The following is a 22,925-nucleotide window of genomic DNA, read 5'->3' on the forward strand; positions in this document are numbered from 1 at the left end:
GCCGCCCTGCTCCTTCGGATGACGCGACGGAGGGCCGGTTTCCCATGGAATTTCCCCGGGTTTTCCGGATTCCCTCCCTCAAAAGCCTCGACTTTCGGGACCGTTCTGAACATCGTCGGACCTGGACGAGACGGTGCGGGATCCGGCTGCGAGTCGCACCAGTGGCGGGAATTGGCGGCAACGCCGGGAGGACGCGATGACCAAGACGGAAGAAGAGATCTTCGGCGAAAAACTGGATGAAATCCGCGCCTTGGGCGCCGAACGTCTGGACAGGGCCGAGCGCGAGGGCTTCGTCGAGGCAGTCGGTCAATTGTTCTCCCGGGCCTCGCTGGAGGATCTCGAAGGACGTGAGATCGAGGAGATCTACGGCTCTGCGCTGGCGCTGTGGAAGTTCGCCTCGCGGCGCAAGGTCGGAACGGCAAGGGTGCGGATGTACAACCCGCGCATGTCCGAGCACGGCTGGGAGTGCTCCCACACGGTGCTGGAGATCGTCAACGACGACATGCCGTTCCTCGTGGGCTCGCTCACCGCCTACCTGACCGATCACGGCATGGCGATCCATTCCCTGATCCACCCGCTGCTGACCGTCCGCCGCGACGAGAACGGCGCGCTGACGGACCTGCTCGAGCCCGGCGCCGACGGTGGCATCCGCGAGTCGCTGATCCAGGTGCAGATCGACCAGATCGGCGACGAGGAGAAACTCGGCCAATACGAGGCGGAAATCGAGCAGGTCGTCCGCAACGTGCGCGCCGCCGTCGGGAACTGGCAGCCGATGCTCCACCGCCTGACCGAGGTGACCGAGACGCTCAAGGCGACCGCGCCGAAGCTGGACGGCGGCGGCTCCGACGAGGTGGTCGAGTTCCTCGAATGGCTGGCTCAGAACCATTTCACTTTCCTCGGCTACCGCGAATACGAGACCACCAAGGGCGAGCCTTCGGTGCGCAGCGTCAAGGGCACCGCGCTCGGCCTGATGCGCGACCCGGACTACACCGTGCTGCGCGACCTGCAGGGCAATGTCTCCGACTGGTCGCCGGAGATGGACGCCTTCATCACCGATGTTTCGCCGCTGATGATCATCAAGGCCAACCGGCGCTCCACGGTCCATCGCTCGACCCATTTCGACCTCGTCGGGATCAAGCGTTTCGACACCAAGGGAACCGTGACGGGCGCCCATGTGTTCATCGGGCATTTCACGGCGACCGCCTACAACCGCAGCCCCGGATCGATCCCGCTGTTGCGCCAGAAGGTCGAGCGCCTTGTCACCCGCGCCGGTTTTGCACCGTCGAGCCATGACGCCAAGGCGTTGGCCCATGTCCTCGGGACCTATCCGCGCGACGAGCTGTTCCAGAGCTCGGACAACCAGCTCTTCGAAAACGCGATGGGCGCGCTTCACCTGACCATCCGGCCACGCACCCGGCTGTTCATCCGCCCGGACCGTTTCGGTCGTTTCGTCTCCTGCCTCGTCTATGTGCCGCGCGAACGCTACAACACCGAGCTGCGCCAGCGGGTCGGAGACATCCTTGCCGAGGAGTTCGATGGCCGGGTCGCCACCTGGACCCCCTCCTTCGGCGACGAGGCGCTGACCCGCGTGCATTTCGTGATTGCGCTCAACGGCGAGGTGGCCTCCCAGCACGAGACCACGGCCATCGAGCAACGGATCGTCGAGGCCGTGCGGAGCTGGGGCGACCACCTGCGCGACGCGCTGATCGAGCGGAAGGGTGAATTCGAGGGCAACCGGCTGCACATGCTCTATGGCAATGGCTTCAGCCCCTCCTACCGCGAGCAGTTCCGCGCCGTTTCGGCGATCTCCGACATCGACAAGATGGAACGGATCAGCGCTGACAACCAGCTGGAGCTGAAGTTCTACCGCCGGCTCGAGGACCCCGAGCGCAACGTTCGCTTCAAGCTGTTCCGGCTCGGCCGTTCGGTGCCGCTTTCGGATTGCCTGCCGATCCTCGAGAACATGGGCTTCCGGATTCTGGAGGAGCACCCCTCCCGCATCGACCGCGAGAACGAGGAGATCTGGCTGCACGATTTCTACATGCAATCGGCCGATGGCAGCGACATCGACCTGCCGGCCGTGCGGGACGAGCTGGAAGAGGCCTTCTCGCTGCTGTGGAACGGCAAGGTGGACGATGATCCGCTGAACCGACTGGTCCTCAAGGCCGGCCTGACCGCGCGCGAGACCGCACTCCTGCGGGCCTATGGCGGCTATCTCTGGCAGGCGCGGATCCCCTATTCGATGCCCTACATGCAGGATGCGCTGAACGGCAACCCGGAGATCGCGCGGCAGCTCGTCGCCCTGTTCGCCGCGCTGTTCGACCCCGCGGCCCACGCCGACGACGCCGAACGCACCAAGGCCGGCGACCGGATCGCGGCCGAGATCGAGACGGCGCTGGAAGCGGTTGACAGCCTCGACTTCGACCAGATCCTCCGCCGGTTCCGCAACGCGATCCTGGCCACCCTGCGGACCAATTACTTCCAGCCCGACGCGGCGGGCGCGCCGAAGCCCTACATCTCGTTCAAGTTCGACTGCGCGGAGCTCGACGCCCTACCCCTCCCGCGCCCCTGGCGGGAGATCTACGTCTATTCCTCCTCGGTCGAGGGCGTGCACCTGCGGTTCGGGCCGGTCGCCCGCGGCGGGCTGCGCTGGTCGGACCGCAAGGAGGACTACCGCACCGAGGTCCTGGGCCTGGTGAAGGCGCAGCAGGTCAAGAACGCCGTGATCGTTCCGGTGGGCTCCAAGGGCGGCTTCCTGCCAAAGACGCTGCCGGCAGACGGCACGCGGGACGAGGTGGTTGCCGAAGCGGTGCGCTGCTACCGGATCTTTCTGTCGGGCCTGCTGGATGTCACCGACAACATCATCGGTGCCGATGTCGTCCCGCCCAACGCGGTGGTCCGTCGCGATGCCGACGATCCCTACCTCGTGGTGGCGGCCGACAAGGGCACCGCGACCTTCTCGGACTTTGCCAACGCACTGGCGACGGAATACGGCTTCTGGTTGGGCGATGCCTTCGCCTCCGGCGGCTCGAACGGCTATGATCACAAGGGCATGGGCATCACCGCCCGGGGTGCCTGGGAGGCGGTGAAGCGGCATTTCCGAGAGCTTGGCCACGACACCCAGACCCAGCCCTTCACCGTGATCGGATGCGGCGACATGTCGGGCGACGTGTTCGGCAACGGCATGTTGCTCTCCGACCAGATCAAGCTGATCGCGGCCTTCGACCACCGCGACATCTTCATCGATCCGGACCCGGACCCGGCGGTCAGCTTTGCCGAGCGCAAGCGGCTCTTCACCCTGCCCCGGTCGAGCTGGAAATCCTATGACGAGTCGCTGATCTCGAAGGGCGGCGGGGTGTTCTCCCGCTCGTCCAAGTCGATCGCGCTGACGCCGGAGATCCAGGCGCTGACCGGGCTGACGGAGAGCCGGGTGACGCCCTTCGAGCTGATCAAGGCCATCCTCAAGAGCCAGGCCGACCTCATGTGGTTCGGCGGCATCGGCACCTACATCAAGAGCGAGGCGGAGAGCCACGCCGACACCGGAGACCGGGCCAACGACGCGGTGCGCATCAATGCCGGCGAGGTCCGGGTGCGGGTGATCGGCGAAGGCGCCAACCTCGGCATCAGCCAGCGCGGCCGGATCGCGCTCGCCAAGGCGGGGGTCAAGGTCAACAGCGACGCCGTCGACAACTCCGCCGGGGTCGATTGCTCGGACCACGAGGTCAACATCAAGATCGCGCTCGGATCGGTCGTCGATGCCGGCGACATGACCGAGAAGCAGCGCAACGCCCTGCTCGCGCGTATGACCGACGAGGTCGGCGAGCTGGTGCTGCAGACCAACTATCACCAGACCCTCGCGATCTCCCTGATCGAGGCGGCGGCGCCGGCGCTGCTCGACAGCCATTCGCGGTTCATGCAGGGCCTGGAGGCGGAGGGGAAACTCAACCGCGAGGTCGAATTCCTTCCCGGCGAGGAGGAGATCGCCGAGCGGCGCGAGGCCGGACAGGGCCTGACCAGGCCGGAGATCGCCGTGCTGGTGGCCTATGCCAAGATCGATATCTTCGCCGATCTCGTGCAGTCCGACGTGCTGGACGATCCCTACATGGAGCGGTTCCTCTTCGAATACATGCCAACGCCACTGCGCAAGGAGCACGCCGCGGCGCTCAAGGAGCACCGCCTGCGGCGCGAGATCATCGCGACCGTCGTGTCCAACATGCTGGTCAATGAGGGCGGGCCGGCGATGTGCGCGCGGCTGCGGGAGGACAGCGGCGCCTCGGTGGGCGAGATCGTCAAGGCGTTCATCATCGTGCGCGAGATCTTCGGGCTGGCGGACGTGGCCGACGAGGTCAACGCGCTCGACAACAAGATCGCCGCGTCGGTGCAGATCGAGATCCACCGCGCGCTCTCCGACATGCTGGCCGCGCAATGCGAGCGGTTGATCAAGGAGGATTGCAAGGGGATCGGCGAGGCGATCGCACGGTATCGCCCCGGCATCGAAGAAATCGCGACGATCGCGGAGGCAACGGTCAGCGCCTTTTCCCGCGAAAGGCTCGCCGCGCGGACTGCGGAGCTGCTCGGCCAAGGCGCTCCGGAACATCTCGCGTCGCGGGTGGCGCTTGCGGAGCTGCTTGGCGGGGCGATCGACGTCTTCGACGTGGCCGACCGGCTTGGGCGGAACGTGGCCGATGTGGCCGCCAGCTACTACGCCGCCGGTGCGCGGTTCTCGCTGGACTGGCTGCGCTCCTCGGCCCGCAGCGTCGTGGTGGCCGACCACTGGGAACGGATGGCGCTTGGCCGGCTGATGGCGGACATGCGTGTCCACCAATCCAACATCGCGGCCGCCGCCCTGAGCCTCGACGAGGCCGAGCCCGGCGCGGATTGCATCGGGAAGTGGGTCGAAAAGAACAGCCAGCTTGCCCAGCGGGCGGACAAGCTGATCAACGAGTTGCGCGCCGGCGGTCCGCTCACCGTTTCGAAGCTCGCCGTGGCGTCGTCTCACCTGACCCTGGCGGGGCGCTGAGCCAGCGCCCGGCCGGGCATCCGTCAGGTCGGGCTCACTTCGGGAACAGGAAGGTGACCCCGAAGCGGAGCCCGCGCTCCGGCCCGCCCTCCGGGGCTTCGAGGTATTCGCGATAGCCGAGCTGGAAGCTGACCGGCTGCTGCCCGAACTGCACCAGCTTGGCCACGCCCAGGTTCACCGGCACGGTCCATTGCTCCGAGTTCCAGTCGTAAGAGGATTCCGTGTTCAGCGAGAAGGTCCAGGCATCCGGCGTCGTGTAGGTGAGAAACGGCTGGATGAAGCTGCTGTTTACCTCGTCCCGGTCGTCGGGCGCGTCGAAACCCCAGATGTGGTTGACCAGAGCCCCCACCGTCCAACCGTTCGACTGGCGCAGCGCGACGGCGGTGGGACCGATGCCGAACTGATCGCTGCCAAGCGCATCGTCAGTGGCGGTTGGCAACAGAAATACCGGCCCCGCGCCGAGGATCCATCCATTTACAGGCTGCTTGGGAGAGAAGAACAGCGATTGCGTGATGTCGCCGATACCAGAGACATCGTCGAGCCCCGGCGCGGCCGCCTCCACGTCCAACAGCGGAATGATCGTCCTGGAGATGAGGTTCCAGCGATCGTTCAGCGAGATTGGAATGACTGGCTGGACGTTGAGCAAGCTGCGGTCGGCGTCATTCGGCCCGATGCCGGTGTCGAAGTTGTATTGCAGCGGCACGCTGATCAGTTCGGCGACCGGGTTCGACAATTGCTGGGCGAGATCCGAGGCATTCCCTTCGCCGCCCGCGGGCGCAGGCGCGTCGGTGCCGGCGGCATCCTGCGCCAACGAGGCGGCGGGCAGCGCAAGGGCAAAGAGTGCCACACCGAGCGCCATCCCTCCCAGGGAGGATGAACCGTGTGACCTGGAAGGGTCTGAGTTTCCACGATGGATGGTGATCATTTGCCTATCCTCCCGTTAAGCTCCCCCATTTCAAATGGGGCCACGGAGCAGGCCGACTCGATAGGAATGAGCCGACCATCCCCCAATCAGTCTACGCTGCTTTCTGCGATCGGCGAGAACAAGTGCCCCGAGTTCCTCAATTGCGGGCCCTCCTTGTTTCGTTTCGGCATCGCTCGGAGCAATAGCGCACTACCTCCCAATCCCGACGCCACTTCTTGCGCCAGGTAAACGGGCGTCCGCAGTGCGCGCAGATCTTGCTGGGCAGGTCGCGTTTCGCCTTCATGGTCCGTCGGGCCCCGCGAAGGGCAGCGACATCTGGGCGGGCGCCGGGCTGCTGGCGCGGCGTCGAGGCCGCTTGCGACTGCCATGTTTCGCCGCCAGTCCCGCTGCCTCTTCTCGGAAGCCGGGCACCTTGCGCACCGACCAGACCTTCTGGCGAGCGAGACGCGCCGCCTCTAGGTGATCGAGGATCGGGAACGGATAGCGTCGCCCGAGCACCGCCCCCGCATTCTCCGCCAGCCAGGGCTCCTGGATGTGGCGGTCGGGAATGTCGCGAAGTTCCGGCACCCATTTTCGCACGAATTTTCCTTGCGGATCCTGATCCTTGCCCTGCTTGACCGGGTTGTAGATCCGGTGCGTGTTGATCCCCGTTGTGCCGGACTGCATCTGCACCTGCGGCCAGTGGATGCCAGGCTCGTAATCGGTGAAGCACCGCGCCAGATGCAGCCCCGGCGCGCGCCAGTCGAGCCACAGGTGATAGCTCGCCACCGCCATCAGCATCGCCCGCATCCGAAAGTTCAGCCAACCCGTGGCCACCAGCGCCCGCATGCAGGCGTCGACGAACGGCAACCCGGTTTCGCCATTACTCCAAGCCTCCAGACGAGCGCTATCAGGCTCGGAGGGGCGCAGATCGTCGTAGGCGCGGTGCATGTTGACCGTTTCGAGCGTCGGACGATCCTCCAGCTTCTGGATGAAATGGCAATGCCAGTGCAGCCGACCGGAGAAGGAGCTGAGCGATTGCCGCCAGTCGCGCCCCTCCGGACCGGCGGATGCGACGTCGCGCTGACGTGCCCAGGTGGCCTGCGTGATCTCGCGCATCGACAGGGTGCCCAGGGCGATATGCGGTGAGAGGCGGGAGCAGGCGCGTGCCCCGGTCGCCGGGCCGGACATCTCGCGACGATAGCCGACGCCACGGCGGGTCAGGAAACTGTCGAGCCGCTCCACGCCCGCAGCGCGCCCGCCCGCCTGCCGCCCCGGACAGGGATCGGCGGCGAGGTCCAGATCGGAGGCGCGCGGGACGCCGCCAGGGTCGATGCCGTCCAAAGGCGCAATCGAGACTGCCGGGACCAGCGGGCCGCGCATCTGGGCGTCCCACCTCGCCGCCCAGCCATCGCGCGTGCTCCGCCCGCGCTCGACACCGTGTTGCCGAAACTCGTTCCAGGCGACCCCCTGCGCCCTGCACCAGACCGCGACGCGTCGGTCGCGGGCGAAGGTCCAGGCGCCCCCGGTCTCCTCGTGGGAATACAGCGCGGCGATGCCGTGACGGGCATCGATCGCCGCAAGTACGTCCACGATGTCCCCGGTGCGAACAACCAGAGGCTGGCCCAGCCGCGCAAGATCCTCCGACAGCCCATCAAGGCACTCGGCCAGGAACGCCCAATGCCGCCCGGACGCCTCCGGCTGCCCCCAGAGCTCAGGCTCGACGACATAGAGCGGCAGCACCGGTCCGGCTGCAGCGGCCGCCGACAGCGCGGCATTGTCCTGCACGCGGAGGTCGCGCTTGAACCACATGACCTGCAGCCCGGCGGAGCCTAATTTCCTGTCGCGGTTCTTCATGCGCGCAGAGATAGGGCCTGCCTTCAGAGCGACCAGCCGCCTGCCGACTCCCGCAGCGCGGCCGCGCCGAGGATATCCTCCGCGATGGCCGTCCCGCTTTCCCAGGCTGCTTCCGCCCGAGGGCCGAGGCACCAGTCACCGCCCGCGAAAAGCGTGCCGGAGGCGTCGCGGGCGAAGCTGCGGCCTAGCGGTGTGGTCACCAACGCGTAGCGCCAGCGATGCGCCACCGCGTGGATGGCCGTGCCGGGATCGGCACCGATCCGCTCGCACAGCATCGGCAGCATCCGCTCCGCGATGTCCTCGAAGCTGCGCTCCAGATGCTCCGCGCTCCACACGGGAGAGGCATGGGCGACCCAGGTCTCGGCATCGCCGCGACCGGGCTTGGACCCGTCCCGCGCGATCCACGCGAGCGCGTCTTCCGGGTCGCGGCGGGCGAGAAACGGGCGCGGGGCGCCAGGCTCGAAGGCCGCCATGAGCGCGAGGCAGGGCGCCATGCGGACGGCCGCCAGTTCCTCTGCCAAAGGGTGGGCCTTACCGAGCAGCGCCATCGCTTGCGGGGCCGGTGCTGTCAGGACCAGCTTGTTGCAGCGCCACTCGCCCGTTTCGGTCACGATGGACCAGCCCACCCGGGCGGGCTCCACCCGGCGCGCATGGACCCCGGTCCAGATGTCGAGCCCGCTCGCCAGGTGCTTGGCGAGCGCGTTCATGCCGGGCACGCCGACGACATGGCCGGCACCGGATCCGTCCTCCCATTCGGCCGCCCGTTCGGCGCAGCCGGTCTCGTGCAGGATGGAGGCAAACCCAGGCTGCCGGCTGGTGACGAACTGGGCGCCGTGATCGAACTGCAGGCCGCCCTCGGCGCGCCGCGTCGCAAGCCGGCCGCCAACGCCGCGTGACTTGTCCAGCACCACAACCGCCGCGCCAGCATCCGTGAGCGCACGCGCGCAGGCCAGCCCCGCCAGCCCGGCGCCGATGATCGCAATGTCGATGTCGGGCATCACAAATCCTCCTTCGCGGAGGAATTGGGGCCGTTTTTCCGTCTGTCCAATCGCGCCGCGAAAAAATCCGGCGGGACCGGCTCAAATCCCGATGTGCCGCCCCTCGGATGGCGCGGCACGCTATCGTCATTCCGGTTGCGTCTGGGCGAGTTGGGAGGCTTCGGTTGCGACGGTCATCGGGAAGAGCAGGTCGACGAAGCGCTGCGCCGTCGGCTGGGGCTCGTGGTTGGCCAGGCCCGGGCGTTCATTGGCCTCGATGAAGATATACTCGGGCCGCCGCGGGCTCTTGACGATGAAGTCGATGCCGGTCACCGGGATGCCGATGGCGCGCGCGCAGCGGATCGCGGCGTCGATCACCTGCGGATGGGTTTCGCCGGTCACGTCGATGATCACGCCGCCGGTGTGCAGGTTGGCCGTCTTGCGGACGGTCACCTCGGTGCCGGCCGGCACCACGTCATCGAAGCCGTAGCCCGCCATCGCCAGACAGCGCTCGGTTTCCGCATCCAGCGGGATCGTGCTTTCTCCGCCGGTCTGGGCCGCGCGACGGCGGCTCTGGGCCTCGATCAGGTCACGTGCGGTGTGCTTGCCGTCGCCGGTGATCCTCGGCCGGCGGCGAATGGCGGCCGCGACGACCTTGTAGTCGATCACCACGAGGCGCAGGTCGTCGCCCTCGAGATAGCTTTCGACGATGATGTCGCTGCAGACGCCACGGGCCCGCTCCACCGCGGCCTCCACCTCCTCGGACGTGCGCAGGTCGACGGAAACGCCCTCGCCCATCTCGCCCCGGGCCGGCTTGACCACCAGGGCGCCGTGCTGCTTCAGGAAAGCGGCGCGCGCCTCGGGGCTGTCCTCCTTCGCCTGCTCGGCGACCTTGACCCCGGCCTCCGAGACGATCCGCCGGGTAACGCGCTTGTCGTCGCAGATCGACATCGCGACCGCGGTCGTCAGCTCGCTCAGCGCCTCGCGGCAGCGGATCCGCCGGCCGCCCATCTGCAGCTCGAACAGCCCGGCCTCCGCGTCGATCACCTCGACGAAAATGCCGCGGCGGCGCGCTTCCTTGACGATGATCTTGGCGTAGGGATTGAGCCCCTCGGCCTCGGTCTCGCCCACGAACAGCGGCTCGTTGATCGGGTTCTTGCGCTTGACGGTGAAGGCCTGAAATCGCCGGAACCCCAGCTTTTCATAGAGCTTCATCGCCTCGTTGTTGTCGTGCAGCACCGAGAGATCCATCGTCGTGGCGCCGCGCGCGCGGAACTCCTCGGCGAGCCGCAGCACCAGCGCCTGGCCGATCCCGGGATAGCGCGCGTGGGGCGAAACCGCGAGGCACCACAGCGAGGAGCCATGGTCGGGGTCGTTGCAGGCCAGCTTGTGGTCGACGCCCATCACCGTGCCGAGGATGGCCCCGGTGTCGTCCTCCTCGGCGACCAGAACGGTGATCGCCCGCGCATCGCGGTTCGACCAGAAGAAATGCGACGGCACCTCCACCATGCCATGGGCGGCGTAGATCGTGTTGATCGCGTCCGCGTCCATCTCGGTGGTCAGCCGCCGGATCGAGACATTGGCGAGCCGCGGGCCGTCCGTGTCCTGGCCCTTCAGGTCCAGCCGGAAGGAGATGGACGGATCGAGGAACAGCTCCTGCGGCGCCTCTGCGAGCACGACCTGCGGATCGCGGACGTAAAAGGCGATGTCGCGGCGGGTGTGCCGCTCCGCCGACAGGGTCTCGGCCAGGACCTTGGGATCGGCAAAGGTGTTGCCGAAGATCAGCCGGCCCCAGCCGCAATCGATACTCGACTCCGGCGTTGGGCCGGTCACGGCGCTGTCGCTCATTCTCCGATCCCCTGCGCTTGCAGCCACAGCTCCAGCATCGCCACCTGCCAGAGCTCGGACCCGCGCAGGCGGGTGATGTGCTCCTTGGGGCTGGCGAAAAGCTTCTCGAGGTAATCCTGACGGAAAATCCCGCGGCTGCGCGCCGCCTCGTTGGTGAGCGCGCCGCGCACCATGTCGAGATAGGGGCCTTCGATGTATTTCAGCGCCGGCACCGGGAAATACCCTTTCGGCCGGTCGATGACCGCACTCGGGATCACCTTGCGCGCGGTCTGTTTCAGAACGCCCTTGCCGCCGTGTGCCAGTTTCAGCGACGCCGGCATCCGCCCGGCCAGTTCGACGACTTCGTGATCGAGAAACGGCACCCGCGCTTCCAGGCCCCAGGCCATGGTCATGTTGTCGACCCGCTTCACCGGATCGTCGACCAGCATCACGTTGGTATCCTGCCGCAGCGCCTTGTCGACCGGATCGTCGGCTCCGGGCTGGGCGAAATGCGCCTCGACGAAGGCGAGGCTCTCGTCCTTGTCGGCCATGTACTCGGGCGCGAGATGCGTCGCGAGCCGGGCGTGGGTACGGTCGAAAAAGGCCTCCGCATAGGCCAACACCGGGTCGTTGGCGTCGGCGAGCGGCGGATACCAGTGATAGCCGCCGAACACCTCGTCGGCCCCCTGCCCGGATTGCACAACCTTGATCGTCTTGGAGACCTCGCGGGACAACAGGTAGAAGCCAATGTTGTCGTAGGAGACCATCGGCTCGGACATCGCCGCGATGGCGTGGGGCAGGTTTTCCCTCATCTCCGTCGATGGGATCATCAGCTTGTGGTGATTGGTCCCGTAGTGCTCGGCGATCAGGTCAGAGTACTTGAACTCGTCGCCCTTCTCGCCGTGGGCTTCCTCGAAGCCGATCGAGTAGGTGGCGAGATCCTTCTGCCCTTCCTCGGCCAGGAGGCCCACGATCAGCGAGCTGTCGACCCCGCCGGAGAGCAGCACGCCCACCGGGACGTCGGCCACCATGCGGCGGCGGACGGACGTGCGGAGTTGCTCCAGCAGCATCTCTTCCCAATCCTCGTCGCTCCGGGACGCATCCTCGGGGCTGCGCTCGAAACTCGGGGTCCAGTAACGCTGCTCGGAGACAACGCGGCCGTCGGCCTCGAGGATCCGGATCGTCGCCGGCGGCAGCTTGCGCACCCCGGCGAGGATGGTCCGCGGGGCCGGCACAACCGCGTGCCAGGTCATGTAGTGGTGCAGCGCCACCCGGTCGATCGACGTGTCGATGCCGCCCGCACGCACCAGCGCCGGCAGGGTCGAGGCAAAGCGCAGGCCCTTGCCGGTCTCGGCGTAGTAGAGCGGCTTGATCCCGAACCGATCGCGCACGAAGATCGTCCGCCCGCTCTCGCGCTCGCGGATCGCAAAAGCGAACATGCCGTTGAAGCGCGGGATCGCATCGGCGCCCCATTGCGCCCAGGCCTTCAGGATGACCTCGGTGTCGGAGTGGGAGGCGAAGCTGTGGCCCTTGCCTTCCAGCTCGGCGCGCAGTTCGGGATAGTTGTAGATGCAGCCGTTGAACACGATGGTCAGGCCGAGATGGGTGTCGACCAGCGGCTGCGCTCCGGCCTCGCTCAGATCGATGATACGCAGGCGGCGGTGGCCAAAGGCCCAGTCTCCGCGGGCCACCACGCCGGCACTGTCCGGGCCGCGGGGCGCCATGCAATCGGCCATCGTGGCCACGGCATCGACCCTCGCCGGGCTTCCGTCAAAGGTAATCTCGCCGCAAATGCCGCACACAATGAATTCCTTCCATGTCCTTGCTGGTGAGGCGGAACCTAAAGAGCCTCCCTGTGCAGGTCAAACGGATGCACGGTCGACGAACAAGACGCGCGGAATTACGCAGGAAACCACCCAATTGGGTGCGTCCACGATCTCGCTGACACGCAAATCCGCAGCGACGGAGCACAGCATGTAGGCATCCTCCGCCGGCATGCCGCGGGAAAGATGGTCGATCATGCCGGAGACCGCGTCGCGGCAGGCAACCATCAGGTCCGGCCCGATTCCGGTCGTCGCCACCACGCCGTCGCGCTCCAGCGCACCCGGCCTGGGGCCGGATGTCTGGTAGCGCGGGAAGCGGGGCGCGCCGCCGGGCAGCAGGTCGACCTTGAGCGATATGTCCATCGCGCTCTCGATGGCGGTGCCGCAGACCTCGCCGTCTCCCTGCGCGGCATGGGTATCGCCAACGGAGAGCAGCGCCCCCTCCACTTCGACCGGCAGCCAAAGCACCGTGCCCGCCCGCATGTCGCGGATGTCCATGTTGCCGCCGACCCGGCGCGGCGGGATCACTGAATGCCGACCCGGAGCGGCGGGCGCTGTACCAATGGTGCCGACGAAAGGCGCAAGCGGGATCTCGGCGATGCCGTTGAAGGCGAGCGGGCGGCGACCGGTCGTGTCGTAGTTCCAGAGGTGCAGGCGCGGCTCCACGAACTGGTCGGTCAGCAGCCCGAAACCGGGAATCAGCCCGGTCCAGCCGAAGCCGGAGGGCGCGAATTCCTCGATCGTGATGACAAGCGCATCGCCGGGCTTCGCGCCGTCCACATGGATCGGCCCAGTGAGCGGATTGGCCCTGTGCGGATCGAGCCGAGCCATCAGCTCGTGCGTCGACGCCCCGTCCACCTGCCCGTCGCCGGCATCGCGGCAGGCGATGGTGACCCGCTCGCCGGGCGCCACCGTCATCACCGACGTGATGGCGCTGTCCCAGCCGAAATGGGCGTGACAGGAATGCAGGGTCCTGATCTTCGGAAGGCTCATGGGCGCGCGTCCTTGGCCAGCCCCTGCAGGAAGCCTTGCAGGACGGCAACTGCATGCCCCATGTCCTCGGGCGCGGCGTGTTCGTCCGGGTGATGGCTGACGCCGTCGCGGCAGCGCACGAAGAGCATCGCCATCGGACAGAGATCGGCCATCGCGGACGCGTCATGCGTCGCCCCCGACATCAGCCGCAGCGGCCGTATACCCGCGGCCTCGACCGCGGCTGCGAGCGCCTCCTGCAGGTCGGGCGCGCAGGCCTTGGCGGGCTGCTGGTAGGTCCGCTCCATCCGCAGCGTGCAGCCACGCGCCTCCGCCGCCTCCCGCGCGACACGCCCAATTCGCTCCGCCACCTCGGCACGGACGTCATCCTCCGCCGACCTCAGCTCGACCGTCGCGGTCACCTCCGCCGGCACAGCGTTGACGACATTGGGCACCACGTCGAGCTGGCCGACCGTGCCAACCGCGTTCTCGGTCTCCCGGCAGATCCGCTCGACACCTGCAACCAGCTCCGCCGCCGCGCAGAGCGCGTCCTGCCGGAGCCCCATAGGCGCAGTGCCGGCATGCGCGGCCCGTCCGGTGATGGTCACGGCATGGCGTTCGATCCCGGCAATCGCCGTCACGATGCCGACCGGCAAATCCTCCGCCTCCAGCACCGGACCCTGTTCGATATGGGTTTCGAGGTAGCCAAGGACGCCCTGCGGCGCGCGCGCGATGCCGCCGATCCGCGCTGCATCGCCAAAGCCCTCCAGCGCCGCACGCAGGCTGATGCCCGCACGGTCCGTCATGTCGAGCACGGCGCTGTCGAGCGTGCCCGCCAGCGCCCGAGGTCCGATCAGGGCGGTCGGGAACCGCACGCCCTCCTCGTCGGCAAAGCAGAGCACCTCCACGGCGAAGGGCAACCGCTCGTCGCGCAGCCCCTGCAGCGCAAGGATAGGCAGCAGCACACCCATGATCCCGTCATACGCGCCACCGCCGCGCACCGAATCCTGGTGGGAGCCGAGCAGGAAGACCGGCGCGCCGGGGTCCACGCCCTCCCGACGGCCGATCAGCGTTCCGGCGGCATCGCGGGAGGTCTCCAGCCCCGCCGCTTGCATCCATCCCGCGACCAACTCGTTGGCGTCAGTGTGTTCGGGGGTAAAGGGCAGACGGGTCACGCCCGGGCCCGGCTCAGAGATTTCCGCCGCCTCCGCGAGCATCGCGGCGGCACGTTGTCCGATATCTGTCGTCATGTCCTGTGCGGGTCCTGTCGTGTGGGAAGGGTGTCGAGCCAGGCGCTGTATTCCGGTGCGCGTGTGCGCTCCAGCAGCGCCTCCAGGCGGTCCACCGGGGATGGGTCGAGGTCGACGCGCAGGTCGAGCGGCGGCCGGGTCCCCGCCAGAACCAGCAGCGCCGCGGACAGGGTGCCGCGCCTGTCGCTGCCGGCCGCGATGCCGGCACGGAGCCCTGCGACCAGCCGGTCGGCGAGCGCGGGGCCGGGGCGCGCGAGCGCCTCCGCAGCCTGCGCAAGCACCTCGCCGGAGGCCAGCCAGTTGCCGGCCGCGATCCAGCCGTCGCCCTCGAGATGGCCGGTGTAGGGGCGGTTTCGCGCGCCGTCATGGACCGCCGTGCGCCCGCCCCGTTCCAGTATCGCAAGCTGCCGCATATCGCGCCCGGGATCCGGCGCGATCACGGTGTCCAGCGCCTCCTGCGTCGTGGCGCCCTGCGCCAGCAGGCCAAGGGCATCCTCGCCCCAGATCGTCGAAGGCGTATGCCCCTGCGAGGCGGTGATCCCGAATCGCGGGTCTCCTCGCAGCACCCAGCCACCGACACACAGGTTTCCCGTCGCCGCAGCGGCGCCGATGGCGCCGGTTTCACGGTCGAATGCCAGCAGGGAAAAGGTCATGCGCGTCCTCCTTGCCCGGGTTTATCATGAAAAATCCTTTGGGCGCATAATTTTTCATGATAAATAGACATCAACCAACAGGAGAGAAAACGATGACGATCCTTCCGATGACGCGCCGCGCTGTCAGCGCGCTCGCGCTGGCCGCATGTATCGCCTCTGTGGGCCTTCCCGCCGCCGCCCAGACGCCCCCCGGCGTGCTGGTGGTCGGCCAGATCGCCGAGCCGAAATCGCTCGACCCGCACGCCGTCACGGCGGTCAACGACTTCCGCATCCTGATGAACGTCTATGACGGGCTGGTGCGCTACAAGTCCGGCACGCTGGAAGTGGAGCCTGCACTGGCTGAAAGCTGGGAGATCAGCGAGGACGGCACCGAATACACCTTCACCCTGCGCGAAGGCATCTCCTTCCACGACGGCACGCCGCTGACCGCCGAGGCGGTGAAGTTCAACTTCGACCGGATGCTGGACGAGAACCACCCGTTCCACGACACCGGCCCCTTCCCGCTCTCCTTCTTCTTCTCCGCCATCGAGGCGACGGAAGCTGTGGATGAACGCACCGTGAAGTTCACGCTGAACGCGCCCTATGCGCCCTTCCTGTCGAACCTCGCCTACCCGACCGGGTTGATCGTCTCGCCCGCTGCCGTCGAGCAGCATGGCGCCGATTTCGGCCGCAACCCCGCCGGCACCGGGCCGTTCAAGTTCGCCGAGTGGCGGTCCAACGAGGCGGTCGTGATCGAGAAGAACCCGGATTACTGGGATGGTGCGGCCGGGCTCGAAGCGGTCGTCTACCGCCCGATCACCGATGCCAACACCCGCACCGCCGAGATGCTGGCCGGTGGCATCGACCTGATGGTCGAGGTGCCACCCAACGCGCTCTCCGAGTTCGAGGGCGACGCCTACACGCTGCACGAGCAGGCCGGCCCGCACCTCTGGTTCCTGATCCTGAACGCCAAGGAAGGCCCCTTCGCGGACGTGAAGGTCCGCCAGGCCGCGAATTACGCGATCAACAAGCAGGCCATCGTCGAGAATGTCCTCGAAGGCACCGCCGAAGTCGCCGCCGGCCCGACCCCGCCGGCCTTTGCCTGGGCCTACAACGAGGCGCTCGAGCCCTATCCCTACGACCCAGAAAAGGCCAAGGCCCTGATCGCCGAAGCCGGGGCCGAAGGAGCCGAGCTGACGTTTTACGTCACCGAAGGCGGCTCGGGGATGCTCGATCCGGTCCCGATGGGCACCGCCATTCAGGCCGACCTGGAAGCGGTGGGTTTCGACGTGAAGATCGAGACCTACGAGTGGAACACCTTCCTCGGCGAGGTGAACCCTGGCCTCGAAGGCAAGGCCGACATGGCCGAGATGGCATGGATGACCAACGATCCGGACACCCTGCCCTTCCTCGCGCTGCGCACGGAAGCCTGGCCGGACAAGGGCGGGTTCAACTCCGGCTATTACTCCAACCCGAAGGTCGACGAATTGCTTGAAGCCGCCCGCGTCTCCACCGCCCAGGACGAGCGTGCCGCGCTCTACAAGGAGATGCAGGAGATCGTGCAGGAGGATGCGCCCTGGGTCTTCGTGGCCAACTGGAAGCAGAACGCGGTGACGGCCGCCGGCGTCGCGGGCTTCGAGCTTCAGCCCTCCTTCTTCCTGCTGCTTGACGGTGTGACCAAGAACTGACCCAAGCCGCGACGGGCCGGTGATCCGGCCCGCCGCCCCAGCCGGAAGCGAGCCAAATGGGCGGCTACATCCTCCGGCGGCTTCTCGCCGCCATCCCGGTGATCCTGGGCATCACGGTGATCGTCTTCCTGATCATGTCGCTCATTCCGGGCGACCCGGCGACGGCGATCCTCGGCAGCTATGCGACACCCGAGAACGTCGAGAAGCTCAACCGCGACCTCGGCCTCGACAAACCCCTGTTCCAGCAATATTTCATCTGGCTCGGCAACATGGTGCAGGGCGACTTCGGGCGGTCGTTCTCGCTCAACCGGCCCGTGCTCGACGAGGTGCTCGAACGGTTCGGTGCGACGCTGATCCTCGCCGGCACGTCGCTGGTCCTCTGCTCGATTCTCGGCATCCTTGCCGGTGTCATCTCCGCGGCACGGCAATATGGCGCCGCGGACAAGGCGATCACCTTCGTCGTGCTCATCGGCATCTCGATACCCTCCTTCTTCCTCGGCATGATGATGATCCTCGTCTTCGCGGTGAACCTGCGCTGGCTGCCCGTTTCGGGCATGTACGCGATCTATGGTGGCGGCGACCTGCCGGACCTGATCCGCCACCTGATCATGCCCGCGACGGCACTGGCGGTCGTCGCCACCGGCGTCATCGCCCGGCTCTCACGCTCTGCCATGCTCGAAGTGCTGCGGCAGGATTTCATCCGCACCGCCCGCGCAAAGGGCGTGCGGGAAAGCCGGGTCGTCTGGCGGCACGCTCTGAAGGCGGCGATGGTCTCGATCATCCCGGTGATCGGTGTGCAGGCGGGGTTCGTGCTGTCGGGGGCGGTCTATATCGAGACGGTCTTCCAGTGGCCTGGCGTCGGGCGGATGCTGGTCACAGCGATCCTGACCCGCGACATCCTGCTGGTGCAGGGCGGCGTGGTGATCGTCGCCGCCTGCTACGTGCTCTTCAACCTTGCCGTCGACGTGGCCCAAAGCCTGCTCGACCCGCGGGTGAAGACATGAGCGTCGGCGCCTCGCTCAGGCTCTTCGCCCGCAACCGGCTCGCCGCGGCGGGCGGCGTCCTGCTTGTCGTCGTCGTCGTGATCGCGCTGCTCGCGCCGGTCTTGCCGCTGGCGGATCCCTATGCCCAGGACACGGCCAACAAGTTCCTCCGGCCGTTCTCCGACGGCCACCTGCTTGGCACGGACCACCTCGGCCGGGACATCCTCTCGCGGCTGATCTGGGGCACGCGGCTGAGCCTCGTCGTCGGGCTCGTCGCCTCCTTCGGCGCGGCCTTCTTCGGCTCGACCATCGGCATTGTCGCGGGCTACTTCGGCGGGCGGGTCGACAACTGGCTGATGCGCGGGATCGACATGCTGATGGCCTTTCCCTACATCCTGCTCGCCCTCGCCATCGTCGCGGCACTTGGCCCGGGCCTGGTGAACGCGCTGATCGCGGTCTCGGTGGTCAACATCCCCTTCTTCGCCCGCAACATCCGCGGCGTGACGGTGACGCTCGCGCACAAGGAATTCGTCGATGCCGCGCGGCTGGCCGGGATGACGGACCTGCGGATCATGACGTCCGAGATCCTGCCAAACGTGCTGCCGGTCATCGTCATCGCCATGTCCACGACTGTCGGCTGGATGATCCTCGAGACAGCGGGGCTCTCCTTCCTCGGGCTCGGCTCGCAGCCGCCGGTGGCAGATCTCGGCTCGATGCTCGGCGAAGGGCGCAATGCGCTGATCACCGATCCGCATGCCTCGATCATCCCCGGCCTCATGATCTTCGTCATCGTGATGAGCGTGAACCTGATGGGCGACGGCATCCGGGACGCGCTCGACCCGCGGCTGCGCTCCGGCGCGCTGACCCGGCCGATGGCACGCACGACGGTCGACCGCGACAGCGTGCCGGAACCTCCCGCCGATCCCGCCCTGCTCGACCTGCAAGACCTGCGCACCGAATTCCGGGTGGGAAAGCGGACGCTCAAGGCGCTCTCGGGCGTGACGCTTCAGGTGCGGGCGGGCGAGTGCCTCGGGCTGATCGGGGAATCCGGCTCCGGCAAGTCCGTAACCGCGTTGTCAGTCATGGGGCTCGTCGCATCGCCGCCCGGGGTCATTGCCGGCGGCGCGGTTCGCTATGCCGGGCAGGAAGTGCTCGGCGCGCCGTTTTCCGAGCTGCGCAAGCTCAGGGGCGACCGCATCTCCTACATCTTCCAGGACCCGCTGGCGACGCTGCACCCGCTCTTCACCGTGGGCGACCAGATCGTCGAGGCGATTAAGTCGCACCACGCAGTGCCGCGGGCCGAGGCCCGGGCCCGGGCGCTGGCATTGCTGGAAGCCGTGCGAATCCCGAACGCGGACCGGCGGATGGACGATTTTCCGCACGAGCTTTCGGGCGGCATGCGCCAGCGCGTCGGCATCGCCATGGCCCTCGTGAACGAACCCGACCTGATCATCGCCGACGAGCCCACCACCGCGCTCGACGTCACCGTGCAGGCACAGATCCTTGCCCTGCTCGACGACCTGCGCCGCGAACGGAACGTGGCGATCCTGTTCATCACCCATGATTTCGGCGTCGTGGCGCAGCTCTGCGACCGGATCGCGGTGATGTATGCCGGGCGGATCGTGGAAACCGGGCCGACCGCCGAGATCCTCGCGGCGCCCGCGCATCCCTATACCCGCCGGCTCATCGCCTGTGTGCCGGAACTGGGCGGCGGCCGGCGGGAGCTGCACGCGATCCCCGGTCTGCCGCCCGCGGTCGACGACCTTCCCGACGGCTGCGCCTTTGCCCCGCGCTGCGACAAGGCCACCGAGGTCTGCCGCAGCGGCGAGATCGCTTTGGAGGGCTTCGGGCCTTCGCGGGCGCTGCGCTGCCTCCATCCGGAGATCGCCCCCGAGGAGGCCCGCGCATGACCGCCACCCTGCGCATCCGTGACCTCGACAAGCGCTTTGGCGGTGGGCGCGGCCTGCTTGGCTTCGGCAAGGAGAAACCATCGGTCCATGCGGTTCAATCGGCCTCGCTCGATGTCGCGCGGGGCCAGACGCTGGGCATCGTCGGCGAATCCGGCTGCGGGAAATCGACGCTTGCGCGGATGATCGTGGGCCTGCTGCCGCCCTCGGCCGGAACGATCGAGATCGAGGGCGTGAACTATGCCGAGCGGGCGGGCCGCGACCCGGCTGCCTTCGGCAAGGTCATCCAGTACGTCTTCCAGGACCCGCTGTCCTCGCTGAACCCGCGCAAGACGATCCGGCAGATCCTCGAGGCGCCGCTGAAGCGCCTGCATCGCATGCCAGCCGAGAAGCGTGCGGCGCGGATCGCCGAGATCCTCGACGCGGTGAACCTGCGCCCGGAGTTCCTGGATCGCTACCCGCACGAGTTCTCCGGCGGGCAGGCCCAGCGGATCGGCATCGCCCGCGCGCTCGCTGCCGCCCCGCGCATCCTGGTTCTGGACGAGCCGGTCTCGGCGCTCGATGTCTCGGTGCAGGCGCAGGTCCTGAACCTGCTGTCACAGTTGCGGGAGGAATTCGACCTCACCTACCTGTTCATCAGCCACGACCTCGCCGTGGTCGAGGCCGTGGCGGACCGCGTTGCGGTGATGTATTTCGGCGCGATCGTCGAGTTGGCCCCGGCGCGGGAGATCTTTGCCCGGCCGCGCCACCACTACACCGCGTTGCTCGCGCGCTCCGCCCCCGTCGTCGGGCGCCCGCTCGCCGCCCCCGAGGCCGTGGATGCGGAGCTGCCCGACCCGCTGAACCCGCCGCCCGGCTGCGCCTTTGCCCGGCGTTGCCCGGCCGCCACCGAGATCTGCCATTGCACCAAGCCGCCCCTGGAGGACCATGGAACGGGACATCACGCCGCCTGCCACCACCCTGCCCGCTGACACGCCCCGGATGAGCCGGCCGCAACGCGCCGCGGCCGCCATCAAGGACTGGGTCGTCGAACGCGGCATGCGCCCCGGCGACCGGCTGCCGGGCGAGGCGGAGCTGATGGCCCATTTCGGCATGGCCAAGGGCACGATCCGAGAGGCGTTGCGTGTGCTGGAGGCACAAGGCCTGATACGGACGCGCACCGGACCCGGCGGCGGGGCGTTCGTCAACGAGGTCTCCGAGGCGCGGGCGAGGGCGCTCTTGGGAAATTACTTCTACTTCAACGAGATCGGGATCGCCGACATCTACGCGCTGCGGCGCGCGCTGGAGCCGGTGCTTGTCACCCAGCTCGCCGGGCAGCTCACCGAGGCCCAGATCGGCGAACTCGAGCAGGTGATGACGGCCTACGAGACACCGCCCGAGACCATCGAAGAGGCCGAACGGCAGCGCATGGCGGAGCTCGATTTCCACGCCCTGCTGGCAGACTACTCCACGAACGCCTTGCTGCGCTTCCAGTGCCGGTTCCTCATCAGCCTGCTCAAGGAGCTCACGATCTGCCGCAAGATCTACAGCCGCGAGATTCCGGGCTTCCGGGAATCCGGGCGGGACTACCAGTCGCGCCTGCTGCAGGCGCTGCGGGCGGGCGACGCCGGCGCGGCCAAGGCGATCATGCGCGCGCATCTGAACACCGCGCAGGACATCATGGAGCAACAGGAAAGCGTCGTGCTCCGCCAGTTCCTGCGCGAGACGGACAGGCAGTGACCCCTGCCTGCCCGGCCGCGTCACGCAGGGTCGGCCGTCCGCTCCGACGGCGCCGGTGCCGGTGAGCTTGCCGCGGCGGTGGGCTGGCGAGTAAAACCCGACAGATCGCCAATGTCCTTCTCGTCGCGCGGGATCGCTACGGGGCTGAGCGTGTAGGCCGTGAGCAGTTCGGAGAGCGAGCGCAGCGCGTGCATGTGGATGCGCTCGTAGCCGTGGCTGGCATCGACCCCGAAAGTCACCAGCGCGGTGCGCACATCCGCGCCAGCCTCGAGCGCCGAGGCGCTGTCGGACCGGTAGTAGCGGAAGATGTCCTTGCGCATCCGGATGTCGTTTTCCTGGCACAGCTTGGCGAGCTTGCGGGTGAGGTGATAATCGAAGGGTCCGCCCATGTCGGCCATCGACAGGGTGACGCCGAATTCCGACGAGTTCTGCCCCGGCGCCGATGTGCCGTTGTCCACCGCCACCATCGAGGCGACCTCGGGCGGCAGGATCGCAGCCGCGCCGTGCCCGACCTCTTCGGCGATGGTGAAGAGCCAGTAGACGTCCACCGGCGGCTGCGGCGCGGCCATCAGGGCACGCATGGAGGCCAGCATGACCGCAACGCCGGCCTTGTTGTCCAGGTGGCGGGAGATGATGTAGCCGGTATCGGAGAATTCCGGTTGCGGATCGACGGCCACGATGTCGCCGATATCGATCCCGAGCATGCCGAGCTGCTCGGCGGAATCCGCCCGTGCATCGACGCGCAGTTCCACGTGGTCCCAGCCGATGGGCATCTTGTCGATCTCGTCGCCGTAAGTGTGACCGGAGGCTTTCAGCGGCAGGATCGTGCCCCGATAGGCCCCCTTCTCGGTAAAGATCGTCACCCGCGCGCCTTCGGCGAAGCGCGCCGACCAGGTCCCGATTGGCACCAGCTCCAGCCGCCCGTTGGGCTTGAGCGCCTTGACCTGCGCGCCGAGGGTATCGAGGTGCGAGACGATGGCGCGTGCACCGGCCGAGCGTCGTCCCGGCAGGCGGGCCCGAATCGCGCCGCGGCGGGTCAGCTGGTATTCGATCCCGAGGCTTTCCAGCTCCGTACAGATGGAACGGACGATCTCGTCGGTGTAGCCGGTCGGGCTCGGGATCTCCAACAGGCCCGCGAGGCAGCGCTGAAGATAGTCGACGTCGATGTCGAGGCGTGTGGGTGTTTCGGACATGTACGGTCGGGTCCCCTGCTGTCTGACGATGCGCCCTCTGTGAGCCATGGCCCGGGGCATTGGTCGGGGCATACCATGATTTCGCCGGCTGCACATGGAGCGGCGCCAGAAAATCCCCCGCATGACGCAGCACGGCCTGCTGCCGGGACGCCGCCCCGCCCACCCGCGGGACTTGG

The 22,925-nt window shown here is 67.6% G+C and carries 16 protein-coding genes; 6 read left to right on the forward strand and 10 right to left on the reverse strand.

Annotated features, from left to right (window positions below; translation table 11 throughout):
- Positions 1 to 196 precede the first annotated feature (196 nt).
- Positions 197 to 5,020, forward strand: a complete 4,824-nt coding sequence (locus tag ACFQ2S_RS18480) for an NAD-glutamate dehydrogenase (protein WP_386076741.1) — start codon at positions 197 to 199, stop codon at positions 5,018 to 5,020.
- A gap of 34 nt (positions 5,021 to 5,054) precedes the next feature.
- On the opposite strand, the gene ACFQ2S_RS18485 is transcribed toward ACFQ2S_RS18480, so the two are convergent.
- The 9 genes from ACFQ2S_RS18485 to ACFQ2S_RS18525 form a co-directional block, all read right to left on the reverse strand.
- Complete coding sequence (locus ACFQ2S_RS18485) at positions 5,055 to 5,867, reverse strand: transporter (RefSeq protein ID WP_386076742.1); 813 nt, start codon at positions 5,865 to 5,867, stop codon at positions 5,055 to 5,057.
- Between the two features lie 214 nt (positions 5,868 to 6,081).
- On the reverse strand, positions 6,082 to 6,228 hold the full coding sequence (locus tag ACFQ2S_RS18490) for a DUF2256 domain-containing protein (protein WP_386076744.1): 147 nt from the start codon (positions 6,226 to 6,228) through the stop codon (positions 6,082 to 6,084).
- Complete coding sequence (locus tag ACFQ2S_RS18495) at positions 6,225 to 7,781, reverse strand: FAD-binding domain-containing protein (RefSeq protein ID WP_386076746.1); 1,557 nt, start codon at positions 7,779 to 7,781, stop codon at positions 6,225 to 6,227. The genes ACFQ2S_RS18490 and ACFQ2S_RS18495 overlap by 4 nt, the downstream gene beginning before the upstream one ends.
- 23 nt (positions 7,782 to 7,804) lie before the next feature.
- On the reverse strand, positions 7,805 to 8,779 hold the full coding sequence (locus ACFQ2S_RS18500) for an NAD(P)/FAD-dependent oxidoreductase (protein WP_386076747.1): 975 nt from the start codon (positions 8,777 to 8,779) through the stop codon (positions 7,805 to 7,807).
- Positions 8,780 to 8,905: 126 nt separating this feature from the next.
- Positions 8,906 to 10,606 (reverse strand): N-acetylglutaminylglutamine synthetase, encoded by a 1,701-nt coding sequence (gene ngg / locus ACFQ2S_RS18505; RefSeq protein ID WP_386076749.1) that lies wholly within the window; start codon positions 10,604 to 10,606, stop codon positions 8,906 to 8,908.
- Positions 10,603 to 12,387: an N-acetylglutaminylglutamine amidotransferase gene (locus ACFQ2S_RS18510; RefSeq protein ID WP_386076751.1), complete on the reverse strand. Its 1,785-nt coding sequence runs from the start codon at positions 12,385 to 12,387 to the stop codon at positions 10,603 to 10,605. The genes ngg and ACFQ2S_RS18510 overlap by 4 nt, the downstream gene beginning before the upstream one ends.
- A gap of 60 nt (positions 12,388 to 12,447) precedes the next feature.
- Positions 12,448 to 13,401 (reverse strand): acetamidase/formamidase family protein, encoded by a 954-nt coding sequence (locus tag ACFQ2S_RS18515; RefSeq protein WP_386076753.1) that lies wholly within the window; start codon positions 13,399 to 13,401, stop codon positions 12,448 to 12,450.
- Complete coding sequence (locus ACFQ2S_RS18520; RefSeq protein ID WP_386076754.1) at positions 13,398 to 14,627, reverse strand: allantoate amidohydrolase; 1,230 nt, start codon at positions 14,625 to 14,627, stop codon at positions 13,398 to 13,400. The genes ACFQ2S_RS18515 and ACFQ2S_RS18520 overlap by 4 nt, the downstream gene beginning before the upstream one ends.
- Positions 14,624 to 15,280 (reverse strand): DUF1028 domain-containing protein, encoded by a 657-nt coding sequence (locus ACFQ2S_RS18525; protein WP_386076756.1) that lies wholly within the window; start codon positions 15,278 to 15,280, stop codon positions 14,624 to 14,626. Before ACFQ2S_RS18525 ends, ACFQ2S_RS18520 begins: the two co-directional genes overlap by 4 nt.
- 92 nt (positions 15,281 to 15,372) lie before the next feature.
- Here ACFQ2S_RS18525 and ACFQ2S_RS18530 point away from each other — a divergent pair, with 92 nt between their 5' ends.
- Genes ACFQ2S_RS18530 through ACFQ2S_RS18550 form a run of 5 tightly spaced genes read left to right on the forward strand, consistent with a single transcriptional unit; the run spans position 15,373 to position 21,556 of the window.
- Positions 15,373 to 16,947, forward strand: coding sequence for an ABC transporter substrate-binding protein (locus ACFQ2S_RS18530; RefSeq protein WP_386076757.1), 1,575 nt, complete (start codon positions 15,373 to 15,375; stop codon positions 16,945 to 16,947).
- A gap of 56 nt (positions 16,948 to 17,003) precedes the next feature.
- The gene (locus tag ACFQ2S_RS18535) at positions 17,004 to 17,951 is read left to right on the forward strand and encodes an ABC transporter permease (protein WP_386076759.1); all 948 of its coding nucleotides are present in this window, start codon (positions 17,004 to 17,006) and stop codon (positions 17,949 to 17,951) included.
- Positions 17,948 to 19,840: a dipeptide/oligopeptide/nickel ABC transporter permease/ATP-binding protein gene (locus ACFQ2S_RS18540; protein ID WP_386076760.1), complete on the forward strand. Its 1,893-nt coding sequence runs from the start codon at positions 17,948 to 17,950 to the stop codon at positions 19,838 to 19,840. The genes ACFQ2S_RS18535 and ACFQ2S_RS18540 overlap by 4 nt, the downstream gene beginning before the upstream one ends.
- Positions 19,837 to 20,808, forward strand: coding sequence for an ABC transporter ATP-binding protein (locus ACFQ2S_RS18545; RefSeq protein WP_386076762.1), 972 nt, complete (start codon positions 19,837 to 19,839; stop codon positions 20,806 to 20,808). The genes ACFQ2S_RS18540 and ACFQ2S_RS18545 overlap by 4 nt, the downstream gene beginning before the upstream one ends.
- Complete coding sequence (locus ACFQ2S_RS18550; RefSeq protein ID WP_386076764.1) at positions 20,765 to 21,556, forward strand: FadR/GntR family transcriptional regulator; 792 nt, start codon at positions 20,765 to 20,767, stop codon at positions 21,554 to 21,556. Before ACFQ2S_RS18545 ends, ACFQ2S_RS18550 begins: the two co-directional genes overlap by 44 nt.
- A gap of 20 nt (positions 21,557 to 21,576) precedes the next feature.
- On the opposite strand, the gene ACFQ2S_RS18555 is transcribed toward ACFQ2S_RS18550, so the two are convergent.
- Complete coding sequence (locus ACFQ2S_RS18555) at positions 21,577 to 22,749, reverse strand: osmoprotectant NAGGN system M42 family peptidase (protein WP_386076766.1); 1,173 nt, start codon at positions 22,747 to 22,749, stop codon at positions 21,577 to 21,579.
- Positions 22,750 to 22,925: the final 176 nt, after the last annotated feature.

This window comes from Tropicimonas aquimaris, from assembly GCF_042676185.1.
In the GTDB taxonomy this organism is placed as follows: Bacteria; Pseudomonadota; Alphaproteobacteria; order Rhodobacterales; family Rhodobacteraceae; genus Tropicimonas; species Tropicimonas aquimaris.